Origin of the sequence: Paenibacillus sp. Aloe-11 (assembly GCF_000245715.1) — a bacterium.
GTDB lineage: Bacteria > Bacillota > Bacilli > Paenibacillales > Paenibacillaceae > Paenibacillus > Paenibacillus kribbensis.
The window spans coordinates 779,064-803,664 of record NZ_JH601056.1 but is presented as its reverse complement, the minus strand read 5'-3'; the positions used below and the strand labels follow the sequence as shown (position 1 = coordinate 803,664).

General features: G+C 42.4%; 16 protein-coding genes and 1 pseudogene. 12 read left to right on the top strand and 5 right to left on the bottom strand.

What is annotated here, in order from left to right:
* Positions 1-267: 267 nt before the first annotated feature.
* The 4 genes and pseudogenes from WG8_RS17115 to WG8_RS27460 all read left to right on the top strand — a co-directional run bounded on the left by WG8_RS17115 (position 268) and on the right by WG8_RS27460 (position 8,459).
* Positions 268-1,229 (top strand): annotated as a pseudogene (locus WG8_RS17115) (helix-turn-helix transcriptional regulator).
* A gap of 109 nt (positions 1,230-1,338) precedes the next feature.
* Complete coding sequence (locus WG8_RS17110) at positions 1,339-1,965, top strand: type 1 glutamine amidotransferase family protein (RefSeq protein WP_007431477.1); 627 nt, start codon at positions 1,339-1,341, stop codon at positions 1,963-1,965.
* A gap of 593 nt (positions 1,966-2,558) precedes the next feature.
* Positions 2,559-3,956 carry a DUF5677 domain-containing protein gene (locus WG8_RS17105; RefSeq protein WP_043891147.1) on the top strand — a complete coding sequence of 466 codons (1,398 nt, stop codon included), beginning with the start codon at positions 2,559-2,561 and terminating at the stop codon, positions 3,954-3,956.
* 744 nt (positions 3,957-4,700) lie between these two features.
* A complete protein-coding gene (locus WG8_RS27460; protein ID WP_043891146.1) occupies positions 4,701-8,459 on the top strand; it encodes a hypothetical protein in 3,759 nt (1,252 codons plus the stop codon).
* Between the two features lie 191 nt (positions 8,460-8,650).
* Here WG8_RS27460 and WG8_RS26030 read toward each other — a convergent pair whose 3' ends face one another.
* Positions 8,651-9,607 carry a restriction endonuclease gene (locus tag WG8_RS26030; RefSeq protein WP_052310870.1) on the bottom strand — a complete coding sequence of 319 codons (957 nt, stop codon included), beginning with the start codon at positions 9,605-9,607 and terminating at the stop codon, positions 8,651-8,653.
* 681 nt (positions 9,608-10,288) lie between these two features.
* On the opposite strand from WG8_RS26030, the gene WG8_RS17090 reads away from it, so the two are divergent.
* On the top strand, positions 10,289-10,561 hold the full coding sequence (locus WG8_RS17090) for a hypothetical protein (protein ID WP_007431476.1): 273 nt from the start codon (positions 10,289-10,291) through the stop codon (positions 10,559-10,561).
* A gap of 152 nt (positions 10,562-10,713) precedes the next feature.
* Here the strand turns inward: WG8_RS17090 and WG8_RS17085 are convergent, their stop codons facing one another.
* Positions 10,714-10,899, bottom strand: coding sequence for a hypothetical protein (locus WG8_RS17085; RefSeq protein WP_007431475.1), 186 nt, complete (start codon positions 10,897-10,899; stop codon positions 10,714-10,716).
* A 68-nt stretch (positions 10,900-10,967) separates the two neighbouring features.
* Between WG8_RS17085 and WG8_RS17080 the strand changes: the two genes are divergently transcribed.
* From WG8_RS17080 to WG8_RS17055, 6 genes are all read left to right on the top strand, one after another.
* Positions 10,968-12,362, top strand: a complete 1,395-nt coding sequence (locus WG8_RS17080) for a TldD/PmbA family protein (protein ID WP_007431474.1) — start codon at positions 10,968-10,970, stop codon at positions 12,360-12,362.
* Positions 12,363-12,365: 3 nt separating this feature from the next.
* Positions 12,366-13,709 (top strand): TldD/PmbA family protein, encoded by a 1,344-nt coding sequence (locus WG8_RS17075; RefSeq protein WP_007431473.1) that lies wholly within the window; start codon positions 12,366-12,368, stop codon positions 13,707-13,709.
* A gap of 216 nt (positions 13,710-13,925) precedes the next feature.
* A complete protein-coding gene (thrC, locus tag WG8_RS17070) occupies positions 13,926-15,317 on the top strand; it encodes a threonine synthase (protein WP_007431472.1) in 1,392 nt (463 codons plus the stop codon).
* 469 nt (positions 15,318-15,786) lie between these two features.
* Complete coding sequence (gdhA, locus tag WG8_RS17065) at positions 15,787-17,163, top strand: NADP-specific glutamate dehydrogenase (protein ID WP_007431471.1); 1,377 nt, start codon at positions 15,787-15,789, stop codon at positions 17,161-17,163.
* A gap of 290 nt (positions 17,164-17,453) precedes the next feature.
* Positions 17,454-17,846, top strand: a complete 393-nt coding sequence (locus WG8_RS17060; protein ID WP_007431470.1) for a MarR family winged helix-turn-helix transcriptional regulator — start codon at positions 17,454-17,456, stop codon at positions 17,844-17,846.
* Between the two features lie 53 nt (positions 17,847-17,899).
* Positions 17,900-18,547, top strand: coding sequence for a nitroreductase family protein (locus WG8_RS17055; protein ID WP_007431469.1), 648 nt, complete (start codon positions 17,900-17,902; stop codon positions 18,545-18,547).
* Positions 18,548-18,631: 84 nt separating this feature from the next.
* Here the strand turns inward: WG8_RS17055 and WG8_RS17050 are convergent, their stop codons facing one another.
* Together WG8_RS17050 and WG8_RS17045 are read right to left on the bottom strand one after the other, a co-directional pair.
* On the bottom strand, positions 18,632-19,786 hold the full coding sequence (locus tag WG8_RS17050; protein WP_007431468.1) for a VanZ family protein: 1,155 nt from the start codon (positions 19,784-19,786) through the stop codon (positions 18,632-18,634).
* 7 nt (positions 19,787-19,793) lie between these two features.
* The gene (locus tag WG8_RS17045) at positions 19,794-21,137 is read right to left on the bottom strand and encodes an amino acid permease (RefSeq protein ID WP_007431467.1); all 1,344 of its coding nucleotides are present in this window, start codon (positions 21,135-21,137) and stop codon (positions 19,794-19,796) included.
* 188 nt (positions 21,138-21,325) lie between these two features.
* Between WG8_RS17045 and WG8_RS26685 the strand changes: the two genes are divergently transcribed.
* Entirely contained in the window at positions 21,326-23,317 is a 1,992-nt protein-coding gene (locus tag WG8_RS26685) for an ABC transporter substrate-binding protein (protein ID WP_007431466.1), read from the top strand.
* Between the two features lie 117 nt (positions 23,318-23,434).
* Here WG8_RS26685 and WG8_RS17035 read toward each other — a convergent pair whose 3' ends face one another.
* Entirely contained in the window at positions 23,435-24,487 is a 1,053-nt protein-coding gene (locus tag WG8_RS17035) for a 2,3-butanediol dehydrogenase (protein ID WP_007431465.1), read from the bottom strand.
* Positions 24,488-24,601: the final 114 nt, after the last annotated feature.

Here is a 24,601-nt window from a genome sequence, read left to right as displayed (position 1 = left end):
ATCGTTATGTATCACAGGGTTTGTTTACTATAAAGGAACGAGAGGTGATATTTAATAAACAACCCAGCATATGTATTTATCGGTTAAAAGAGAAATTTAGTTTACAGGATGGCCCATTGGAAGCGGTATTTACAATGTTTATATTTGGAAGAAGGGGATAGCGGAGAGGAGTTTTGAGCAGAAAAAAGCATATAATAGATGGTAAGAGGGAGTATAAAAAAATATTTATAAAAGATTGAGCTTTAATGAAAGATGAGGGTTCATGTTATGCCAAAAAACGATAATATCTGGCCATTCTATGGATGCTGAATTCAGGCGTAAAGATGACTGCAAAACAAATATCTGAAAAGTTAGAAATAAATATAAGGACAGTTTATCGTTATATTGATGCACTATGTGCCAGTGGAGTGCCTATAATATCCGACACGGGTCATAATGGCGGGTATAGCTTGCTGAATAATTTTATTAGAGCACCTCTGCTATTTGATATTGAGGAAAAAAAGGCACTCCTGCATGCTGCTATTTTTGCAAAAGAAGCTGGATACCCTTTGAGTGAGGCATTAGGCAATGCGACATCAAAATTAAAGATGTATTCGAATCAAGAGCAGGAAAGTATACTTAGCCGTCATTTAGCCGGATTTGAAGTGATAAATCGCATGGGAGATCCTTCTCTTCAGCCGATATTGGCGGAATTGGAGCAGGCTGTAGCCAACGAATTCTCTGTAGAAATGGATTATCGCACAAGCCATGAAGAACAACCTAAGAATAGGGTGATAGACCCCTATGGAATGGTTTACTGGAACAATAAATGGTATACAGTTGCTTTTTGCCACCTGAGAAATGAGATCCGTAGCTTTCGGGCAGATCGTATTCTACAGATCAAGCGTACTCCAATCATATTTAAGCGTCCCGAGGCTTTTTCGGCTCGTGAATTTTTTATGCAAAATCTATTGCCTGATTTAGTGGGTAAGGACGGTTTAATTTCTTTAATTATCGAAGGCAGATCAGAGGCATTGGATGACTTATGCCTGCATTGGTTTATGGGGCATCATCTGAAAGAGCGGACCTCAAATCAAGCAATCTTTTTGCTTGAGGAAAAATCAATTCATACATATGTCCCTTATTTACTCCTATCCTACGGGAAATCCATTCGAGTAATCGAACCACAGAGTTTGAAGAAAAAACTTGTTGCTGTTGCGTCGGAGTTAATGGAATATTATCAACTTTAATAGCTTCACTGACAGCAGATGTCAGTGAAGCTTTTTTATAATGATGATAATCATGGATTACCGATGGATGGTATTACTCGATAAATTATAAAATAGGGAGAACTTGCAAATGAATAGTACAGTATATCTTTATGTGTTTGACACAATGGCAGACTGGGAAGTAGGTTACTTGACTGCCGAACTGAACTCGGGGAGATATTATAAAAAGGGGCTGGTCCCATCGAAAATAGTTACCGTGGGAATTGAAAAGACTCCTGTAACTACAATGGGCGGATTGAAAATACTGCCTGACATCAAACTGGATGAGTGCAGCATTGAAAGCGCGGATACATTGATTTTACTCGGTGGAGATACATGGACAGAAACCATTCACCAACCCATCTTAAAAATCGTTGAGAGGTGTTTAGAGGAAGGTATATGGGTTGCGGCGATTTGTGGTGCTACCATGGGACTTGCTCAGACAGGATTGCTGAATTCACGTTGGCATACAAGCAATGATCTGGAATACCTCAAAATGACCTGTCCCACTTACACGGGCGAAAAGTATTACAAAACGCAGTCTGCTGTAACGGATGGAAAACTGATCACTGCATCTGGAACAGCTCCGGTGGAATTTTCCGTACATGTTTTGAAAGCTCTGGGTGTGTTTTCTTCTAAAACATTAGAAGCCTGGTATAGTCTTCATAAGACTCGTGAATCAAAATATTTCTATGAGTTGATGAATTCAATCCAATGAAGTTATAAATGGGCCAAAAACTTTAGTGGAGAATAAATGGAATCACTTTTTTGATAAAAAGATTTAAAAGTGACTATCTGCTGAAATGATGCAATAGAAATTTTGGTGCCAAATAGTTGGCGGAAAATACGGCATCATTATCACCACACAAGGCATGTGGAGTGCGTGGTAGTAATATATCGAGATAAGAAGCATTGATGCACGAGGATTAAAGAGGAAATTTGAACATGTTCCTGCATTCAAAAAATTGCGTTGGGGTTGAGTACGGGAATATATTTTATTACATACATAAGGCATGTGGAGTGTTGTTCACTGTTAGTTTGGAACGGAAATAACAAATGAGAAGTTAATGTGGGATCGCCCTCTCTTCATTGAAAGGGTATTTTTTGTCTTCACAGGGAGCGGGAGTTGGATACCATAGGACACTTGGGGGTGGATTACAGCATATCAACATAGTACTCTCCCTCAAAATGGAATAACACATCTGCTCAGCGACTATCAGAGCAACTTATACGATGCGAAGGAAAAATAAGAAAGTGTATGGTATAATATGGTTGTGTAGGTGATTTTACATAGTCAAGGGGTTGTGTTATATGAATGAGGAAGAAAGAATTGATAAAATTATTAATCCAAAGATCACCGATTTTCAGATGGACAAGAGAGCAGGCACATTTGTTAATCCATACAATATGGATAATGGAAGTAGGGGTTCCATATACTTGTATAGTCTTGTAATCGGGCATTTATGGATAATTGATTTAATTTCCCAAAATGGTTATGGGGAATTTATGGATGAGATTATTTCATACGCTGAAAATAATAAATCAAATCTAGTTGAGTGGATGCTTACCGATAATCAAATTAAAGATATTTCACAAATATTAGAGAGAAATGGAATGAAGTTTGAAAAAAAGGTCAAATGGGGATTGGATGTAAACAAATATAAAACAGAGTTTGAAGGTTTGAAGACAAAAGACCATCCTTATAATGTATTGTGTCGATACTTGCATCTTATTAAGGCGGGTCTCTCACTCCATATCAAGAATTTCTTCAATAAAGAACTAACCTTAGAGGACAACCTTATCAGGTATTGTTCCATAATAAATGCTACATATTTACCTTTAACTTTACCTGAAATGGGGTATGAGCAAGATTTACTTGACAGTATGTCTGATGAGATAAAAGAAATATTAATTCAAGAATCATTATGTTCGGTAGAGTATAAAGAGCTGAGGTATTACCCTAAGAATCTAGGAGCAATACCATATATCTCAGCTATTACTAGGCGTTTATCAGAATATTGGGAGAACTATAGTAATACTGAGGAAGTAATTCTAAGTAAATTTATGTATAGTCTAAGAATCTTATCCGAATTGAACCTATCGTTAATTGGTGTGAATGGAATTTTATCATCAATGAGTACAAGAGTTTTGTTTGATAATTATTGGCAGTCAAAGTATCTTATCGAAAATGACGAAGTTGAAAAATATAGAGAATTTGCATTAGATAGATTAAGATTACACATTCTTAAACGAACTGGTCGAGAAGACATTGAAAATATAGACATTTTAAGGATTGCAAGTCAGAACAACTTGCTTGCACCTATCCCTATAAATGGAGATTATTTCACAAAATCTCCGAGGGAAATTTGTATTAAACTTGGATTGAAAAAAGAATACGATAAATTTTATGAATACAATAGCGAATTTATCCATGCATCACTAACTGCGGTACTATCTGGGCTTATGACAGAATGCTCTAATCCAGAACACAATTTTCACTTGACGATTAACCCAAGTGCATCTCGTTATATCGATTCAATTCCCCATATAATCGACATATTAAATATGCATATAGAACTGATTAATGGTTATATTGGAAGAGAAGTTTTTGAAAAATTTAAACTGGAAGAACTGTACTTTCAGACGAGAACTGAATTTCTGGAATATATGGAAGGAATAAGTGAATTATATTCTTCATCTTCAGAATAAAGAAGTAAAATGTATAGGGATGTGAGAGTCTATGACCGATAAAACAATGAAATCACCTAGAGCCTTTATTTCTTATAGCTGGAATGATCGTACATTTTAAACGATAGGCTCTACCTGATTGTGAGGAGACCAGAAACAGTCATTCCCCAAAGTGAGCTTTTTGCTTAGAAATTAATAACCTTGCTCCCATCAGTAATCTAACAAATAAATCTAGGCTAAAAATCGAATAAAGACGTAATGAATTAGGGAATTGGATAAATGGTAAACGGGGAAAACCCAGATCCATTAAGCCTTTCCCCCTTTTTTTGTATCAAGCTTCTATTCACATTCTAATAAAGTTGTGATAGAAAAAGCAGGGTGAAAAATTGGGGAAAGGATAGATTTACAGCAAGAGTTTATTCTCTTGGGGCAACGGTGATATAAGGGATTATCGAATGTTTTTTAGCTCGAGTTTATTCATTGTGAACAGATAAGAAGGATTGATGCACAAGGATTTGAATACAATTTGAATATGTTCCCATATTAAAAAGATTGTATTATACTCGAATGTGTAGTGTTGTGCTTTGCTAACGAGAGCAAATAATCGCATGTACTTTTATATCTAAACTAAAGCCAAAGCTTTGTTTCGTTTTTTTATTTTGATAGTGGAAAATATAAGGATGAAACTACCTATTATAGTAATAACATCCTTTCACGATATTATATTGTGGGAAAATTCTTTTGTATACTTTTGGAGGTACTATCATGTCCAAGTTGACAGATATAAAACAAAAGATATTACAACTCGACGGTGGTCCATTTCAAGAGTTATGTGATGCATATTTATTTAAATTAGGATACGAAAATGTATTATCATTGGGTATGAAATCGGGGGCCATGAAAACTACAAAAGGTATCCCGGATACATATTTTCTTGACCCAAGGGGAAAATACATTTTTGTTATGTACACCACTCAGCAATCAAAAATATATGAAAAAATATACGAAGATATTTGCGACTGTTTGAATGCCAAAAAAACAGGATTAGAGGTATCAGATATTGCTGAAATTGTTTATTGTCATACCTCCGCGAATTTGTCTGCAGGAAGGAGTAAAGCTTTACATGATCTTTGTTCGTCCAAAGGGGTACTACTTCAATTAAATGGAGTAGATGAAATAGCTAGTAACATTTATACTCGATTTCATGGAATATCACGCGATTTTTTAGGAATATCGATAAGTACCGAGCAGATCTTTGATACTAAGGAGTTCATATCTGTTTATGATTCGAATGGAATGGCGGCTCCACTGTCAACCACATTTCAGTTTAGAGAAAAAGAAATCATCGAAGTGTTAACCAAGATAGAAAATACCGATGTTACACTCATAACAGGACCTGCTGGAGTAGGGAAAACACGATTGGCTTTAGAGTGTTGTAAAAAATATGCATTTGAAAATGACTATAAAATGTTATGTATTCAAAGTAATCGCCTTCCTATATACGAAGATTTAAAGGTATTTTTAGAAATTCCCGACAAATATCTTCTCCTAATCGACGATGCAAATCAAATTTCGGGATTACAACATGCCCTACGGTTTCTTACAAAATATAAACAAGGCTATGATGTAAAAATCGTCATCACAGTGAGAGACTACGCAAGACAAACAACTATTCAAGATGTTCGCGATTTTACAATTCCAGAGATTTGTGCAATTAGCACATTTTCAGATGAAGAAATAAAGAAACTTCTAGAGGTTAACTTGCAGATATTAAACTCAAACTATCTTGATAAAATTGTAAGAATTGCTGAGGGAAATGCAAGGATTGCAATCATTGCCGGAAAACTTGCGCTTGAAACACAATCATTATCTAGCATAAATGATGCAACTCAATTGTATGAAGGGTATTATGGTAAGTTTATAAAGAATAACATTTTGGATCAAGATAGGGATTTATGTGCTGTAGCAGGAATAATTGCTTTTCTAACAGCAATTAACCTTGAGCATCTTGAAATCTTGATACCTATACTGGAAAAGTTGGATATATCGGATAAATTATTTATAAAATGCACTCATCAATTACATGAAATGGAATTGGTGGACATCTATAACGATAAAGCTGTAAAAATATCCGATCAAAGTCTAGGTAATTATCTACTATCATACGTATTTATGAATAAGCGAATTATTCCATTATCAGTAATGCTTAAAGCTTGTTTTCGAAACTATAGGCCACGTGTAATTAATGCAGTTAACACTCTTGCTAATATTTTCGCTTCAGAGAGTGTGCACCAACAACTTGAAAAAGAGATTTGTATTGTGTGGGATGATTTCGAAAAATCAGAGAGTCCTTTATTCTTTGATTTTGTAAAAGTATTTCATAGTGTTAGACCAACTGAAACGCTGCTGATGCTAAAAGAAAGAATTGATGCCTTACCTCAGGAGATCTTTGATATTAATTCTATCGATTTCGAGAAAGAGAAGCGGAATAATAGCGTCAATGACGATATTTTGACTATTTTAGGGGCGTTCCGAGATAGAGAGGATCTACCGGAAGCATTGGATCTATTATTCGAGTATTACGATAAAAAACCACAAATTTTAATGGATTTGTATCACATAATTAACGATTCGTTTGGTGTTAAAAAAAATTCACATCGCTATGACTATTGGACACAGATTCAACTAATAAATAAATTTATCGAGAATGCTGGTAAATGGAAAAATGAAAATGTATGCATCCTTTTAATTAGAGTAACTGCTGACTTCCTAAAACTGCATTTTTCACCTACAGAGGCAGGGAGAGGTCGTACTTTTATTATGTATAGAATACCAGTTCAACTCAGTGATGGCTCTAAAAAATATCGAGAAATGATCTGGAATAGTTTGTTTGAATTATATCAAAATGAAGCGTATCAACCGAAAATTGAGACGATAATTAAAGAATACGGACGCTGTAATAGAGATGATATAGAGCAAGAATTGGTTCAGTTTGATTGCCAGTTTATCGTCCGCTTTTTCAGTGATCTTTTTTCCCCGCTTAGTCTATCACATAGTATTATTGCAAAAACAGTAACGAATCGATTTGAACGTTATGGAATAGACGTAAAAACATGTTTATCCAATTACTTATGTAGTTCTGATTTTCTTATTTATGAAATCCTAAAGGGTGAACGCCACTTAGAAGAGACTGATTGGAAGAAAGAGCAGGAGTTAAAGGGATCAGATATTAGAACGTTATTGAAGAATTGTGATAAAGAAGCTATTTTGAATATAATTCGAATTTGTGTAACTTGTGAAAAATGTGATTCTAAAGATACTTGGGATATTAGTGGTGGATTGCAGTATGCATTTAATCATTTGGCAAGTAATAAAGAACTTTTTTTATACGCTGTTGATATTTATTTAGCTCATAATACACCTTTAAACGTATACCCCGATCCTATAGTAATTAAGTTGTTTGAGTTGGTCGGTGCTGAACGAACTTACGAAATTATCAATGATTTCGAATTTTATCAAAAAAATGCTTGGCAGTTTTCTTTTTATAAAAACCTAGCTTATGATACCATCACAGAAGAATATGTTCAAAAATTATATTACTTTTTATCCCAGAATGAGGGGGACATTACTTCATCACCATACAGAGAAATTGATTTCTTGGAAAAATATAAGCATATTGATGATAAAGTATTTATTAAGGCAAGCAAAATAATTGCGAAAAAGTATGACTATTCCCGGTTTATGTTTTCATTATATTTTCATTCGCTGTTTAGTTCACATGATGCTGATACTAATCTAGACATACTAATTGACCGATTTAAAAATGATTTGAGTTTGATAAAGGAAATATACTTCAAACTAATTTCTTATGCTAAATATACAGATATTCATGGTCAATATCTGATTAATTTTATACGCAAGGATTTTTCATTTATCGATGAATTTATTCAGTATACTTTGAAAGATAAAGATTCTTGGGCACATGGAGATGAAAACCGATTATCTGCTATTTGGAATTGTAAGGACTATATTCAACTCGCTGATTATATTTTTAAATCGTACTGTAGCAATGAGGAGCTTTATCCGTGGCGTATTTCGGAATATATTGCTTACCTTTTTAAGGGATCAGATGGCTCGGAAACCCGAATAGCCCGCCAAGACGAATGGTTAACTCATTTTATCAATGCAAATTTCGATAATTCAGGGTTTATGAAAATATTATTTTCATGTATTGCCGACACTAACTTCTCACCCGAACGTCGAAAAAAACATCTCTTTGATTTAATTAAATTAAATCCAGATCCCGATTTATTTGAAGAAATTCAATTGGAAGCAAATGATTATGGTGGGTTCGGCAGTATGATTCCTTACATGGAGGCAAGAATATCATTTTTAGAATCTTTGCTTCCAGCATTAACAGGAATAAATTATTTAAAGCACAAACAAAAAGTACTGAGGTCAATTGAAGCTTGGAGGCGGGGAATTGAACGTGAACAAATTAATGAAGTTCTAACGAACATTTAAAGTTATTGGGGAAAAAATTATAAATTAATAATAAGCCGTTGAGTAACAATGGCATGAATCCCTGTCTACTTCTATACAAACCCATTTGCAAGGGATTTATTGCAAGCTTGATTGGAGTTGAATCATACGGCAAAAAGACATGGAGTATAAGAAGTAGGCTCTTCTTTGAAAAAAGAACCTACTTCTTTTTATCATTTGTATTCTTTCAACCAAGATTTTAGATCGTCAAAATCCTTCAAAGACAATTCGTATTCTAGCGGAGAAGCAAAGTCAATGGCATCTTTAGAAAAATATGATGTTGTTACTAGCATTGCTGCAGTAGCTCTTTCGGCCATCTTTACTCCATAGATACCTCTTACAAGTTCAACGCCTACTTTGTTTGTAGTGCTATATCTTTTACACTCAATTACAAATAGTTGTCGTCCGAAGATTCCGTTTTGTAATGCATAGATATCCTTTCCGCCATCTCTGGTTCGAGGTGTTAGTGAGACAGAAAAACCTTTTTTGTGGAATATTTCAGCAACAATTTCTTCAAACCTTCTAGGATCAATTTCTCTAAGTAATTCAGGAAATCTCGCTAAGTATTTTATTAGTTGAGAATTGACATTAATGATTTCTAAGTTAATTGGGTCATTATGTTGGTTGCTTGCAGAATCTATAAAAATAGATTTTTTGTTGATGGGTATATATTTTGTAAAACCTTGAGCTTGTTTTTTATTTGAATAAAGATACTTCACTTTTCCCTGGGGCTTCTTTTCTCCTATAGCGTTTTCTTCATTTTCATACATATGTGCCTGACAAAGATAAGGGCAAGTAAAGTCTTGTTCCATAAATTCTTTGTTCAAGGGAGGGGCATAGTAATCATATAAGTAAACTTTGTAGTCTGCAGTTTGGGTACATCCTTTAACACTACATATATTGGCTAGTGATTGTTGGTTGTAGCGCTCAAATAGATAAGGGCAACTACTTGAATGGTTTTCATTTTTATGTGTTTTGAAGTATGGATGGGTTGAAGAACTATTAACGTAAACTAGTTTGCAACCACATTCTGGGAATGGACAATACAAGAAATCACGATATTCTGGTTTGTAGTCAAAAATCGTAATTTCTCTTCTTACGTTTCTACTTTTTAAAAGTGCTATTTTCAATAGTCTTCCTCCATAGTAAGAGCTAGTTATGAATTTGGTTCATATATTATACTTTAAAAAGAAGGAAAATAGCACAAAACATCCTGATTAATATCTTTAAAGATATTAACATGGGAGGAAATCTTGATGCTACATTAGTCTACCCGGAATGGGTCAATCTGCGCTTAATAAACAATAAACAAAATTATTATCAAACTGAGAGTTCAGGAATTCTTGACAATTATAAGTAATTTGAAATGCTAGCTTGATATGTCCGTTCGATTAAGTCACCCTATCAACGTACACAAAGAACAGAAGAACAGAATTCATCCCCGAAAAATATGTTGTGTATCTATATAATCACTTACACTCGGCAGAATGCCACCATTTACTATATCCAAAGTTAGAATCAGTAGCTCTAAAGGTGAGGCGTCCGGAAGCACCGCTAGTAACATACATTCTATGGATTGAATACGTTCATTGATAATTTATAAAAAGAGAAATCCCATAAAAAAACAGGGACATCCAAATTTGATATTCGATAAAAAGCCGAAACAAAGCGAAGGAAGAATTGAAGTCCTCCTTTTTTCTTGCTACTGGAACTGTTCTGTTCGCTTTCCAATTTTTCTCTCATTGTTACGTATCCACGTACCACATCAGTCATCATCCTTTGCTACACTTTGATAAAAAGGAGATGATGACTTGGATACGAAACCATCTGAAAATACGACTGATCAATACGAGAGCTTGGTACAGCAAGAAGACGAACACATAGAGAGACTTAAAACATGCACAAAGCTTATTTGGGATGCACTCGCTATTATTTCTCAAAAGGCAAGCGCATTGCACATGGAAACGGTCAAAGAAGCGGCTGATCATCTTCATATTATGGAACTGGATTTACGAAGAGAACTGTTTAAAGTTCGTTTGAAAAAAAGTATTTTGGCGAACAGAATGAAGCAAACCCAAGCATAGCAGCGGAGGGGGCGGAATCGTTCTGAAGAAGCGGAGCGTTCGCCTTTGAACCCGGATTTTTACCGTTAAAAATATAATTCAAAAAAATCTGGGGGCAACAGCGATCGGAAGAATGATCCGTCTACGTAGTGGCCTTACATGCACGTACTTGCTCAATCCACCCAGTAATCAATTTGCTCAAATAACCCGACATGACCCTTCACGGTCTGATCGGGTTTTCTCATTTTCCCTCTCCCAATCTCCACGCATAAATCTTCCCCATCCCCAAACACACCGCCGCCCAGATAGTTACGCCCACTCCCAACATCATGTATAGTAAAGTTATGGGAAATAAACATGAACCCGCATCTAATCAGGAACGCTTAACCGTACAATATGAAACATGGCAAAAACGAGGAGGAACGTGATGATACATCCAACACAGATTCAGGATATGCTCCAAGCCGCGCTGGAGACGGGCGGAGATTTTGCAGAGGTGTTCGTCGAGGACCGTACCAATGGACAGTTGGGCATGACTGGGGGAGTCGTGGATACGGCGCTGTCAGGCCGGGATTTTGGGATTGGCATTCGGATCATGAAGGAGCATTTTTCGGTGTATGCCTACACCAGTGATATGAGCGAACAGAGCCTGATTCGACTGGCAAAATCGGCCGCCAAGGCCATTCGCGGAGGTGGAGCGCCAGGTACACAACCGATTACACTCCATCCCCACGCGATCCCTAACCACCATCCGATTGCCATCATACCTGACGGATCACAGAAGCGCGCCAAGATCGACATGATGAGACGGGCGCATGAGGCGGCAAGCCAATACGATCCTTCTATCACGCAAACCTCTATTGGGATTAGCAACTCGATCCAGAACGTACTGATCGCCAATAGCAACGGTTTGCTGGTGGAGGATACCCGCACATATACACGCATGAGAATAAGCGCCATAGCGACCGCTGGGGAGCATAGACAATCCGGTTTTCGCGGACCGGGAGCGTATGCGGGGACTGAATTCCTCGAGAATCTGAATATCGAAGAAAATGCGAGACACGCCGCTCGTATTGCGTCCACGATGGTCAAAGCGGGATATGCGCCCAGCGGCAGACTGCCTGTCGTGATTGAGAACGGCTTCGGCGGAGTCCTTTTTCACGAGGCGTGTGGACATGGGCTGGAATCCACGGCGGTGGCCCATGGAACTTCCGTGTTTGCAAACAAAATCGGGCAGCAGGTGGCTTCACCGCTTGTCACGGCTGTGGATGACGGAACGATTCCGAGCGCGTGGGGCTCGCTCAATATTGATGATGAAGGAGCGCCGACACAGCGCAACGTACTGATCGAGAACGGCATTTTAAAAGGATATCTGATCGACCGCATGGGCTCGCGCCAGATGGGTGTACCTACGACAGGATCAGGACGAAGACAATCCTATAAATTCGCGCCTGCATCCCGTATGAACAATACATTTATTGCGAATGGCGAGTCCACCCGTGAAGAGATCATTGCCAATACAGAGTACGGGATCTATGCCAAATCGCTGGGCGGCGGTTCGGTGAATACTTCGACGAGCGAGTTTAATTTTGCAGTCGAAGAGGCGTATATGATTCGCAACGGTAAAATTGCTGAGCCGGTCAAAGGCGCAACGCTGATCGGCAAAGGGATTGAAACCCTGCAAAATATAGATATGGTCGCCAACAATCTGGATCATGGCCAGGGCATGTGCGGCTCGGTCAGCGGAAGTCTTCCGGTCAACTGCGGGCAGCCGACGATACGAGTCTCCGAAATGACCGTCGGCGGACGGAAGGGGGAATAGGCGATGAATATTCAGCAATTTCAGGAAGCGTTGTTCACGAAGGGGCGGGAAATCGGCTACGCAGATATGGAAATCTACTATGTGAATGGACGTTCTACCTCGGTAAAGGTATTGAAGGGAGAAATTGACCAATATACCATCGTCGAAAACGGTGGGCTTTCCTTCCGGGGCGTCATTAACGGGAAAATAGGCTATGCCTCTACGGAGAAGCTGGAACCGGACGTGATCGACTTTTTATTGGAAGAGGCACGCAGCAACGCAGGCATACTGGAGAGCGAGGAGCAGGATGAACTATTTGAGGGCTCTGAAAGCTACCTTGAGCAGCCTGCCTATACCGCCGAGCTGGCCGACACCGCACCCGAGATACTTATCGAGGCTGCGCTGGAAATGGAGCGCACAGCGCTTGCCGCAGACCCACGGATTGTGATGGCTCGGCATTGCTCGGTCAGCATTCGTGAAAATGAGGTCCTGATTGCCAACACAAAGGGACTGCACTGCCATCGCCGCAAAAGTCTGGCAACCGCATATGTATACGTCATTGCAACAGAACATGGGGAGACCGTTACCGGGGGCTGGCATGATTATTCCCTGCGAAGTGTGGAAGAAATCGATATTGCGGATGTGGCCCACAGGGCGGTACAAGAGGCTGTTTCCCGTCTGGGCGCTCACACGATTCAATCGGATAACTATCCGGTCATTTTCCGTCATGATGCAGCAGCGCAATTGCTGGCTGCGTATACGACGGTATTTTCAGCGGAGTCGGTGGATAAAGGCTTTTCGCGATTGGCTGGGAAGCTGGGGCAAAAGGTGGCAAGCGAACATATCACGCTGATTGATGATCCGCTAATGAAGAACGTTCCGGCAGGCAGTACGTTTGATGCTGAAGGCAGCGCAACGCGCCGCAACGAGATCATCAAGGACGGGGAACTGCGGACATATTTCCATAACCGCAAGACGGCCCGCAAGGCCGGGGTGCAGAGTACCTCTAATGCTTCCAAGGGCAGCTATAACGGCAAAATCGGTGTGTCATATCATAATCTGTATGTGGAACCAGGCACCTCTACGTTGGAGGATATGATTCGCAGGATGGATCGCGGGTTGATGATCGTTGAGCTGCAAGGACTGCATGCGGGAACGAACACAGCGTCCGGTAATTTTTCGCTGGCTTGTTTGGGATACTGGATTGAGCAGGGGCAAGTGGTCAGAGCGGTCAATCAGATTACCGTATCTGGCAACTTCTTTGATGTGTTGCAGCAGGTAGAGGAGGTTGGCAATGATTTACGTTTTTCGGGAAGCTGCACTTCACCTTCACTCAAGCTGGCTTCACTCTCGATTTCAGGTTCATAACTACTGGAGCAATCTCCTTCTTTCCATATTTACAGTCTGATTCTGACGTTCCGATTGCCTGGCGATTACAGATGCCTGATGCTTCGGGGTATGGTAAAGTAGGAGAAAGGTTTTAAAAATATGAAAAAAAGGCTTGGTTACAGCACCGCGACAGGGTATTATAGACAATAATATATTCGAAAAAGGTTCGAATTGAATTTTTATTGGAGGATGTATATGAGATATATAAGCACTAGAGGTCAAGTAGAAGCCAAGGGATTTATTGATACCGTGCTCATGGGGTTAGCTGACGATGGCGGTTTGATGGTACCGGAGCAGATTCCAGTGGTGTCTGCAGCTACGCTGGAGCAATGGGCTACATTGAGCTACAGAGAGCTGCTGCTGGAAGTTTTTGCGCTGTATATCAATGATGAAATTCCTCGTGAAGATTTGGAGCAACTGGTGGAACGCAGTTATGCAAGCTTCCGTCACCCGGAAGTTACGCCAGTGCAGAAGATTAACGAATCCCTGTATATTCTGGAGCTGTTCCACGGTCCTACGTTTGCGTTCAAGGATGTGGCGCTGCAATTTATGGGTGAATTTTATTCCTACGTGTCCAAAAAGCAGAATGAGATCATTCACATTTTGGGCGCAACCTCAGGCGATACCGGGGCGGCAGCCATTCAGGGCGTACGTGGCAAGGAAGGCATTAAAATCTGTATTTTGCATCCGCATCAAAAGGTGAGCAAGGTACAGGAACTGCAAATGACGACGGTTGACGATAAAAATGTACTGAATCTGTCTGTAAAAGGGAACTTTGACGATTGTCAAAAAGTCATCAAGGACCTGTTTGCAGATCTCGATTTCAAAGGCAAGCATCATCTGCGCGCGATTAATTCGATTAACTTTGTGCGTATTTTGGCGCAGACAGTGTATTACTTCTATGCCTATTTCCGGGCGCAGGAGTCAGCGGGTACGAAGAAGATCAATGTCAGCGTGCCATCCGGCAACTTTGGCAATATTTTTTCCGGCTTTCTCGCGAAGAAAATGGGTCTGCCGATCCATAAGCTGATCATTGCAACGAATGAAAATAATATTTTGGAGCGCTTCGTGAAGACAGGCGAATACAAACCGGGCGACTTCAAAAGCACATACAGTCCTTCCATGGACATTCAGGTGGCAAGCAATTTCGAAAGATATCTGTACTATTTCCTCGGAGAAGATGCAGCCAAGGTATCGGAGTACATGAATAACCTCAAAACCGAGGGGCGGATTGTGATCAGTGCAGAGGATTTGCAACGGGTACATCAGGATTTTGAAGCTCTCGGTGCTTCGAATGAGCAGTGTCTGGAGCTGATCAAAAAATACAAGGCCGAATACGATTATTTGCTGGACCCGCATACGGCTTGCGGTATTGCCGCATATGAGGCGTATAATGGCTCAGACGAAGTATGTGTGACCTTTGCGACAGCGCATCCGGCCAAATTCGATGAAGCCATCCGTCTGGTGGACATTCAGCAGGAGTTCCCGGCGCCAATTGAACAATTGTTCTCCAAGCCGCAGCACCAGCAAGTGGTAGAGCATGACGAGGCAGAAATCGTGCGTCAGCTTGAAGCCTTTTATGTGTAGATGATCATTTCAGCAATGACGTGCTATATCCCAAAAGGATGAGGAAAAGAGGCTACGCCCTGTGCGTGGTCTCTTTTTGTTACCTCTACATTTGCCGATAAGGCTGTATGTGTATCGAAGACAGAGGAAATGATATACGGTATGATTTCGCCTGCCCAAATTGAAAGTCGGCTTCATTCGTTCACATAATTGTCCCATATTGAGTAAGGTATAGAACATGTGAAAATGGTGAAAAAAGCCCGTAAATCAAGGGATTAGGCCTTGTGAATATAACAGGGTATGAGAGGTTTATAGAGTTATTTAATATAGGGGACAAATTATTTTTATAAGCAAATTAGATGTATTTATATTAAAAATCATGTATAGTTAACTAAATTTTATGAATACATAAACTTCCACTCTTGCGGGTGTAGATCAACCTGGATCATCGTCTTACAGAGGGGCTAATTATAAAGGGGTGTATTGAAAAGTGACCATTATCCGTTCAGAGCAGAGTCAACAGGCAGCAGCCGAATATGTGCAGTCCGTTTTTGAAAAGGTTATCGCGCGCAATCCTCATGAAAATGAATTTCATCAGGCCGTCAAAGAAATATTGGATTCGTTGGTTCCCGTGCTTGCTAAGCATCCCAAGTATATGCAACAGGGGCTTTTGGAACGGCTGGTGGAGCCGGAGCGTGTCATTACCTTCCGTGTGCCTTGGGTGGATGATGCAGGGAATGTACAGGTCAACCGCGGCTTCCGCGTACAGTTTAACAGTGCGATTGGGCCTTATAAAGGTGGACTTCGCTTCCATCCGTCTGTATATCTGGGAATCGTCAAATTTTTGGGCTTTGAGCAAGTTTTCAAGAATGCATTGACAGGTCTCCCCATTGGTGGTGGCAAAGGCGGTTCCGATTTTGATCCTAAAGGGAAATCAGATAACGAAGTTATGCGCTTTACACAAAGCTTCATGACCGAGCTGTACAAGTATATCGGCCCGGATGCCGACGTTCCGGCAGGGGATATTGGGGTAGGCGGCCGTGAGATTGGTTACCTGTTCGGGCAGTACAAGCGGATTCGCGGAGGGCATGAAGGCGGTGTCCTGACAGGTAAAGGGGTTCATTACGGAGGCAGCCTCACGCGTACAGAAGCGACAGGTTACGGCTGTGTGTACTTTGTAAATGAGATGCTGCAGGCTCAGGGATCGTCCTTTGAAGGTAAGCGAGTGGTCGTGTCGGGCTCGGGGAATGTATCCATTTATGCGATTGAAAAGGCACAGCAGCTCGGTGCTACAGTCGTTGCTTGTAGTGACTCGAATGGCTACATCTATGATCCCGAAGGCATTGATTTGGAATTGGTGAAGCAGATCAAAGAAGTGAACCGTCTGCGGATTAGCGAGTATATCAAGGAGCGTTCAGGTGCAACATATACGGAAGGCTGTTCCGGTATCTGGTCGATTCCATGCGATATCGCACTGCCATGTGCCACACAGAACGAAATTGACGAGCATGCAGCACAACTGCTGGTGAGCAATGGCGTAAAAGCTGTGGGTGAGGGGGCCAATATGCCATCCACGCTACAAGCAATTGAAGTATTTTTGGACAGTGGAGTACTGTTTGGGCCAGCCAAAGCTGCCAATGCAGGCGGGGTTGCGGTCTCTGCGCTCGAAATGTCACAGAATAGCATGCGCTTATCGTGGACCTTTGAGGAAGTGGACGCCAAGCTGCATGATATTATGAAAAATATCTATGCCAACAGCGTGAAGGCGGCTGAGGAATACGGCGTGCCAGGCAATCTGGTTGTCGGTGCGAACATCGCTGGATTCGTTCGTGTGGCTGACGCTATGCTGTCCCACGGGATTGTCTAAGTCAACGGCAGCCCAGGATACAAGTAGAGAAATAAGTGAACACACGTAATATTGAATAAGCTAGCTAATAAAATGAGAAGCTGAGTGTCCCTCGCAAGGGCGCTCAGCTTTTATTTGCCAAGAGGCACTTTATTTTTCTCAGGGACTTGATTTATTTATAAAGCGGATGTATATTACTTGATAGATCAATCATTGATGGGTCAAAGGTTGGATCGCAAAGCCTGGCACATGCTTAAGGAGGAGAGATTGCTATCACCCAAACATCATCTGACGCTGAGTATATTTTTGAAATGCTGCTGTTGCTGAACAAGCAGATGAGCTCCAAGTTTGAGCGTTGTGCAGGAATCAGCGCATCCAGATTGCAGCTGATGTGCAAGCTGTATCAGGTGGAGGAGATCAGTCAAACTCTGCTGCAAAAAGAGGTTGGCATCGACGCCGCAGCCGTAACTCGCCATTTGAAGCAGCTTGAAGCGAATGCTATGGTCACACGACGCACCAAGCCGGAGGACAACAGGGTTACCTTGGTAAGCCTGACCGATTATGGGCGTGAGCACATGATCACCTTTAGACAGGAGCGCACGCAGTTTGTGGATCGACTGCTCCAAAGCTTCGACGAGGCACAGCGGCGACAGCTGGCTGAAATGCTGCAAGTCATGAATGGTCATATTTCCGATATGGACTGATTGAAATTTTATCATAACAAATTATACCCGTAGGGGAACAAGGAGAGATTGGAATGAGCAATACGAACACAACTGTAAAATCAAATGATTTTAAAGAGATCGCACTCGGACGTCGTTCGGTGAAAGTATACGATCCGTCCGTGAAGATCAGCCGCGAGGAAATGACTGAGATTTTGACGGAAGCTACACGCGCCCCATCTTCCATTAACCTGCAGCCATGGCGCTTCCTCGTGATTGACAGCCCGGAGGGCAAAGCAACCCTGACACCACTGGCAAGTTTTAACCAACGTCAGGTGGAGACTTCATCGGCAGTGATCGCGGTGTTCGGAGATTTGAACAACTTTGATAATTTCGAGCAAATTTTCGGAGAAGCAGTAGAACTGGGCTATATGCCAAAGGATGTAAAGGAAATGCAGCAGGAGAAAGTGGCAGCCCATTTTGCAGCGCTTGATCCGGTTGTGAACAAAGAAACGGTCCTGATCGACGGTGGTCTGGTATCTATGCAGCTCATGCTGGTAGCGCGCGCTCACGGTTACGACACCAATGCAATCGGTGGTTATGACAAGGCCAGAATTGCTGAAGCCTTTGGTCTGGATAAAGATCGTTATGTACCTGTAATGCTCATTTCCATGGGTAAAGGAGTCAACGACGGCCATCCGTCCACACGCTTGCCCATTGATCAAATTGCACAGTGGAAATAAGAGCTGCGAGCTATCGTTTATATACAAAATAAAAACAGGCGGACAAAGGAAATTCCTTTGCTTCGCCTGTTTTTTTTAGCTGGCTTAGACGTCCGTGTGAGCTCCCGGTGATTCTATGGCATCAACGGTGTCACCTTGAGAATGGTGATAGTGCTTGGGCCAACTAATCTGATGCGAAGTATGACTAAGCTCTTCATAGAATAAGGGGCCTTTCTTGAACAGGCGTATGACGAGATGGAAAAAGAACCATCCGTTCATCACCAGCAATAAGAGGCTGATTAGGACACTTACCCATGGAGAGACCTGAGGCCATAACACAGGACCACCCAGCACATAGTTAAGCCCGAAATACAACCAGTATAAGAGACTATAGCGCTTGATGAGCCCCCACAGGGAAATTCGTTTTCCTGTCCCTGTAAGATGAATACGCACCAGCCATTTCCCTGGAGTTCGTCCATTCGTCAGGCAAGGAACGAGCATAAAGTACACCCCGCTGGAAACCCAGAAAGCAGCAGGTACATGCAGGGATTCCATGATGCCGAGCAGCCCGGTCCAAACGATAGAATCCAGGAAAAAGGCCACACCCCGTCTCGTATAGGATACCCGCTTGGTGGTAATGTCCAAATGCTTGTCCAGATGCTCCAGGCGGGGAAGGAAGCGTGAAAACCATTCGCCCAATAAAAAGCCCAGCATACCGCCCAATGTATTAGCCATCAGGTCGTCCACATCGAACACGCGATACGCATGGTCAAAAAATCCATACAATCCTGTCAGCTGCGTTACCTCAAAGAAGAGGGACAGGGCAAAGGACAGAATCAGGCACCATCCCCATCGTGCACGGAAATAATAACGCAAGAACATGCCAAAGGGCACGGTCATAAGGACGTTAAAAGCCACTTGCAGGAAAGCCCGCTCCTTCAGCACATGAAGATAACTGGAGGGATGAGCGGGTGAGACCGATGTTTCTCTTACAATGTCGTGAATGAATTGCAAGGGTATGAATTGCAGCGCTCCCCCGGCTAATGCTGCGTTATGACGCGATGACGGAAGCGGTAAAATGACCAAAAAGAAGGCGTTCATCAAGTATAAAAGCATCAGGTAAAGCAGCCATGCTCTAGCCTTGTGAATATAGCCATGTCTGCGATATTGCACGATGAGAAAAGGCAGTGTAAACAATAACGCAGCAAAAGGGAACGCCAGAAAAGCATATGAAACAGGAAACAAATACGATTGAATCATAAGCTGCTTACGCCTGCTTTCTCCGGAACTTCACCAAAGACCAGATGATCAGAAATGCCATGAAAGCCACGCATACGCTAATGCTGATCCGATTTTGCGGGTCCAGCAGGAACAGAAATGCAATCACCCACAGACATCCAATGGTTATCACCGTGATATAAGGGAATCCCCATATTTTGAAGCTGGGCTCTATGGGATAGGATTTGCGCAGTTTCAACTGGGACAGGCAAATACAGCTCCAGACGAGCAGCACGACAAAGCCAGGCACAGCCATCAAAATACGGAACAGTCCGTCCTGAGCGATATAAGCAACCATGGAGCCCACAATCAGAATCACAGCGCACAATTTGAGGCTATTCACCGGCACTCCGTTCGATGATACCCGCGCGAGTGATTTGGGCCCTTCTCCATTGACTGCCAGTGAATGCAGCATGCGTGTGGCACCGTAAATCCCCGAATTGGCGGCAGACAGTACGGCAGTGATCAGGATAAAGTTCATGACATGGGCCGAGCTTTGAAGCCCTACCGAAGATAGTACCTGTACAAACGGGCTGGTATTCGCATCCAGCTGATTCCAGGGGATCAAGCCACAAATGATGAGAATCGGCAACGTATAAAACAAGACAACGCGAAAAATAAAGCTTTTAACTACCTTAGGCAGTACCTTTTCCGGATTTTCTGTCTCCGTCAACGTTAGTCCGATCAGCTCGGACCCCCCATAGGAAAAGGTAACGACCAGCAGCGCCGAAAAAATGGCCAGCCAGCCATTGGGGAGAAATCCGCCATGCTGCGCGTAGTTGCTCAGATAGGGCGGAGTTTCGGTGGGGATAATGCCGAACAGTATACAGCCACCCAGCGCGATAAAGATGATAATCATGGCAATCTTGATACCCGCAAGCCAAAATTCCAGTTCCCCAAAACCGCCGACACTCAGCATGTTGACGACAATAATAAAAGCCGCACTCGCCAAACTGAGTACCCATAAGGGGACATCCGGCAGCCAGTATTGCAGGAAGCTTCCCGCAGCGATGACCTCAATGACACAGACGGCCAGCCACATGAAGCAATACAACCAGCCGATGATAAACGAAAGCCGTTCTCCAAAAGCTTTGCGAATAAAATCCTTCATATTCATGTTCGGATAGACGGTAGCCATCTCGGCAATTGCGCCCATAACGACCAGGAGCAAAAGCCCCGCAAAGACATAGGATAAAATAACTCCAGGTCCTGCCAAGCTAATCGTTTCGGTACTCCCTTTAAAAATACCGGTCCCGATGACCCCGCCCATAGCCATAAAGGTAATGTGTCTTGGGCGCAGCTTTTTGTGCAAAGTTGCTTCATTTGATTTCAACCTGAAATCCTCCTTCATAAAGTGTATAGCTTCAGCATAGCCCAAACAGGGTTACTTCAATTAGACTTATACTACATGAAAATATCCAATTAGGAAATGAAAGAAATAGGATCAATGAAGAGAATGATATATAATGAGGTTGGTTTGGAAAAATAGTATGGTTATTTTATGAGCGGAGGCTTTAATCAGTGAAGCAGGATCGGAAAAAGCAGGCAGGCTCCCAAAGTGGAATAGGCAAGGAGCATGAAGCAGATGAACTGAACAGGCTGCTGTCCACATGGCTCCATTCATCGATCCGTATCATGGACATTCGCCATATTCGGCTGGAACCCGAAGAACTGCTTCAACCATACCGTCTTCCCGCGCAGGCTTTTATTTTGGTACTACAGGGTAGTGTGCGTTTGGGTGGTGAATGGAATGATACAGCGCATTCAGGGTACATACTGCATGGCAGCAAAGGCTTCGAACTGAAAATGTCCCCCTCGAACCGAGGGATCGAATATTTTCTTGTACTATATAAAGCGACTTCTGTATCAGGACATACGGTGTATAATGTTCCAGCTATAGCGCATGGCTTTGTACCGCCATATCCGGTTATGCTGTACCAAAAGCTGCAACTGCTGGAGCGTGCATGGCAGGATCGGGATGCATTGTCCAGGGTACAGGCTCAAAGCAAGTTCTTTGATTTTGCCTACGAATTTATGCGCCAGTATCAGGAACAGCAGGCGCAGGTCCCCGCGCGGGATACGGTGACAGAGGCGATTCGGTTTATGGAGGTGCATTATGCGGAGTCCATAACGTTGGAGCGTTTGGCCGGCTTGCTGGAATGCAGCACAAGGCACCTGACCCGATTATTTAAAAAACAAACAGACTGCAGCCCGATTATGTATCTGATCCGGCTGCGAATGGACAAGGCGAAGGAGCTTCTGCGGAAGACGGATGCTGCTTTACAGGATATTGCTGTCGGTGTGGGATACCCGGATGTCTATTTCTTTAGCCGGGCATTCAAAAAGTATACCGGCGTATCCCCGGTTCATTACCGAGACAGCTTACATTCATCTGCTTTTGTAAGAGATGAACGTCTGGATAATCCATTACCCATGTCCGGATGTTCCATTGATTCGAAAAGTGGTGCCCTGCATACTGTTATTGAGGATAATAATCATTATCAAAATTACGATGAAGGGATTTTACGAATGAATAGAAACGCAAAGCATTCCATGGCATTTATTTTATTGCTTAGTTTTACACTATTGCTCAGTGCATGCTCAGGCACATCCAGTCCTGCGGCAACGGAAGATACGTCCCAAGGGACCAACAATACAGCGGAGCAAGCATCACAAGAAAGGGTGCTGAAAGATGCACTTGGACATGAGGTGAAGGTTCCGGCTCAACCCCAGCGTGTAATTGCTTCATATCTGGAGGATCATCTGGTTACGCTGGGTGTTAAACCCGTAGCTCAATGGTCGGTAGGTAAAAATTCGGTTCAGGCTTACTTGCAAAAAGAACTAAAGGATGTTCCTACCATCGCTTCTGACCTTCCGTTTGAAGCCGTTCTGAACTTCAAGCCTGATTTAATCATTATGGACAGTGCGAGTATGGTAGAGGGCGACAAATATAATCAATACTCTAAAATCGCCCCCACCTACGTTGTAGGCAGTAATATGAACAACGATTGGCGTCAAGAGCTGTTGACCGTGGGTGAGGTGCTGAATAAGAGCAGTGAAGCGAAGCAGGCATTAAGCAGCTATGACAAAAAAGCGGCAGAAGCCAAGGCCAAGCTGAGCCAGACGGTTGGACAAAAAACCGCAGCAGCCTTGTGGGTAACGGATAAAAACGTGTATGTCGTGAACCAGAATCTATCCAGTGGTGATGTATTGTATAAGGACTTGGGCTTCAAGATTCCCCAGGTCGTACAGGAAATCTCCAAAACTGCCAAGGCCAACTGGAGTAATTTATCGCTGGAGAAGCTGGCAGAGCTGGATGCGGATTATGTCTTTATCGTGAACAGCAAAAACGCAAGTAAAGAAGAAATTATAAAAGATCCTGTATGGGCGGGAATTCCAGCTGTGAAAGCTGGCCATGTATACGATTTTGGCAAAGATTCGAGCTGGTTGTATACGGGGACGATTGCGAATGGACAAATGATTGACGATGTTCTGAAAAATGTAATTCAATAATTTGGAGTGGAATCCGAAAAGCGCTACTCATCTTGGCGGTCGCATGCCGCAGGAGGGGAGCGCTTTTTGGATAAAAAAGATGCCTGCACATAGCAGACATCTGATTTTGCTTCTATATTAGGATTGCGGAGATACCAGGATTTTAACTTGATTTTTTTCTTTCAGGAGGCCTTCAAAGCCTTGCTCGATCACTTCTTCGAGCTTAATACGTTTGGTAACCAACTTGTCCGCAGGGAAATAACCTTTTTCCATCAGGCTGATGACAGCCGGGAACACATCACGGTAGCCGATGATACCCGTCAGATTGCGTTCCTTCATGACGATATTGTTAGGCTTGATCGGAGCTTCTTTTTCAAAAATGCTGACGACCATAATTTGTCCGCTGATTTTGGTAGATTCGATCGCTTGAGTCAGCACAGGCGGTACGCCAGTGACCTCATAGGCTACATCTACGCCTCCGTTGGTCCGTTTGTGTAGCTCCTGCACGACATCGTAAGCTTTAGGATCAAGGACGATAGCACCCAGCTCTTCGGCTTTAGCTTTGCGTTCCTCGGAAAGCTCTACTGCATAAATTTCGGATGCGCCCGAAGCTTTCAAGGCTTCAATAACCAGCAAGCCGATAGGACCGGCACCAAATACGACGGCCTTGTCGCCGACTTTTAGCTGGCTTTGACGAACAGCATACAAAGCAACGGCTGAAGGTTCTACCAAAGCGCCCTGCTCGAAAGAGACGCTATCTGGAATCTTGTGAACCATGTGCTCGTCAGCTGCAACGTATTCCGAAAAGCCGCCACCGCCGCCTGCCAGGCCGAGGAAGCCCATTTTATCGCAAAGATTATATTTGCCTTGCTTACAAGCATCACATTCTCCACATGCAAAAACCGGTTCTACGACCACACGGTCGCCAACCTGAATTTTGGTTACACCTTCGCCGATTTCAACCACTTGTCCGGAGAATTCATGTCCCATTACGATCGGAGCTTTTTCACCAGTCAATGGATGCTGAGCGTCCTGGGGAATGAAGATGGGTCCTGCCACATATTCATGAAGATCACTTCCGCAAATGCCACACCATTCCACTTTAATTTTCACTTTTCCTGCCAGAGCAGCAGGCTGCTCAATGTTTTCCAAACGTAAGTCTTTTACTCCATGCCATCTCAATGCTTGCATGTCTGTCATCTCCTTGACGAATATATGATCATTTACTGCTATAAAAGCGAATAAAGTAGGAAACGTTTCCGAAAGATAATATGTCACAGATTTTACACATTGTCAAACCAAATT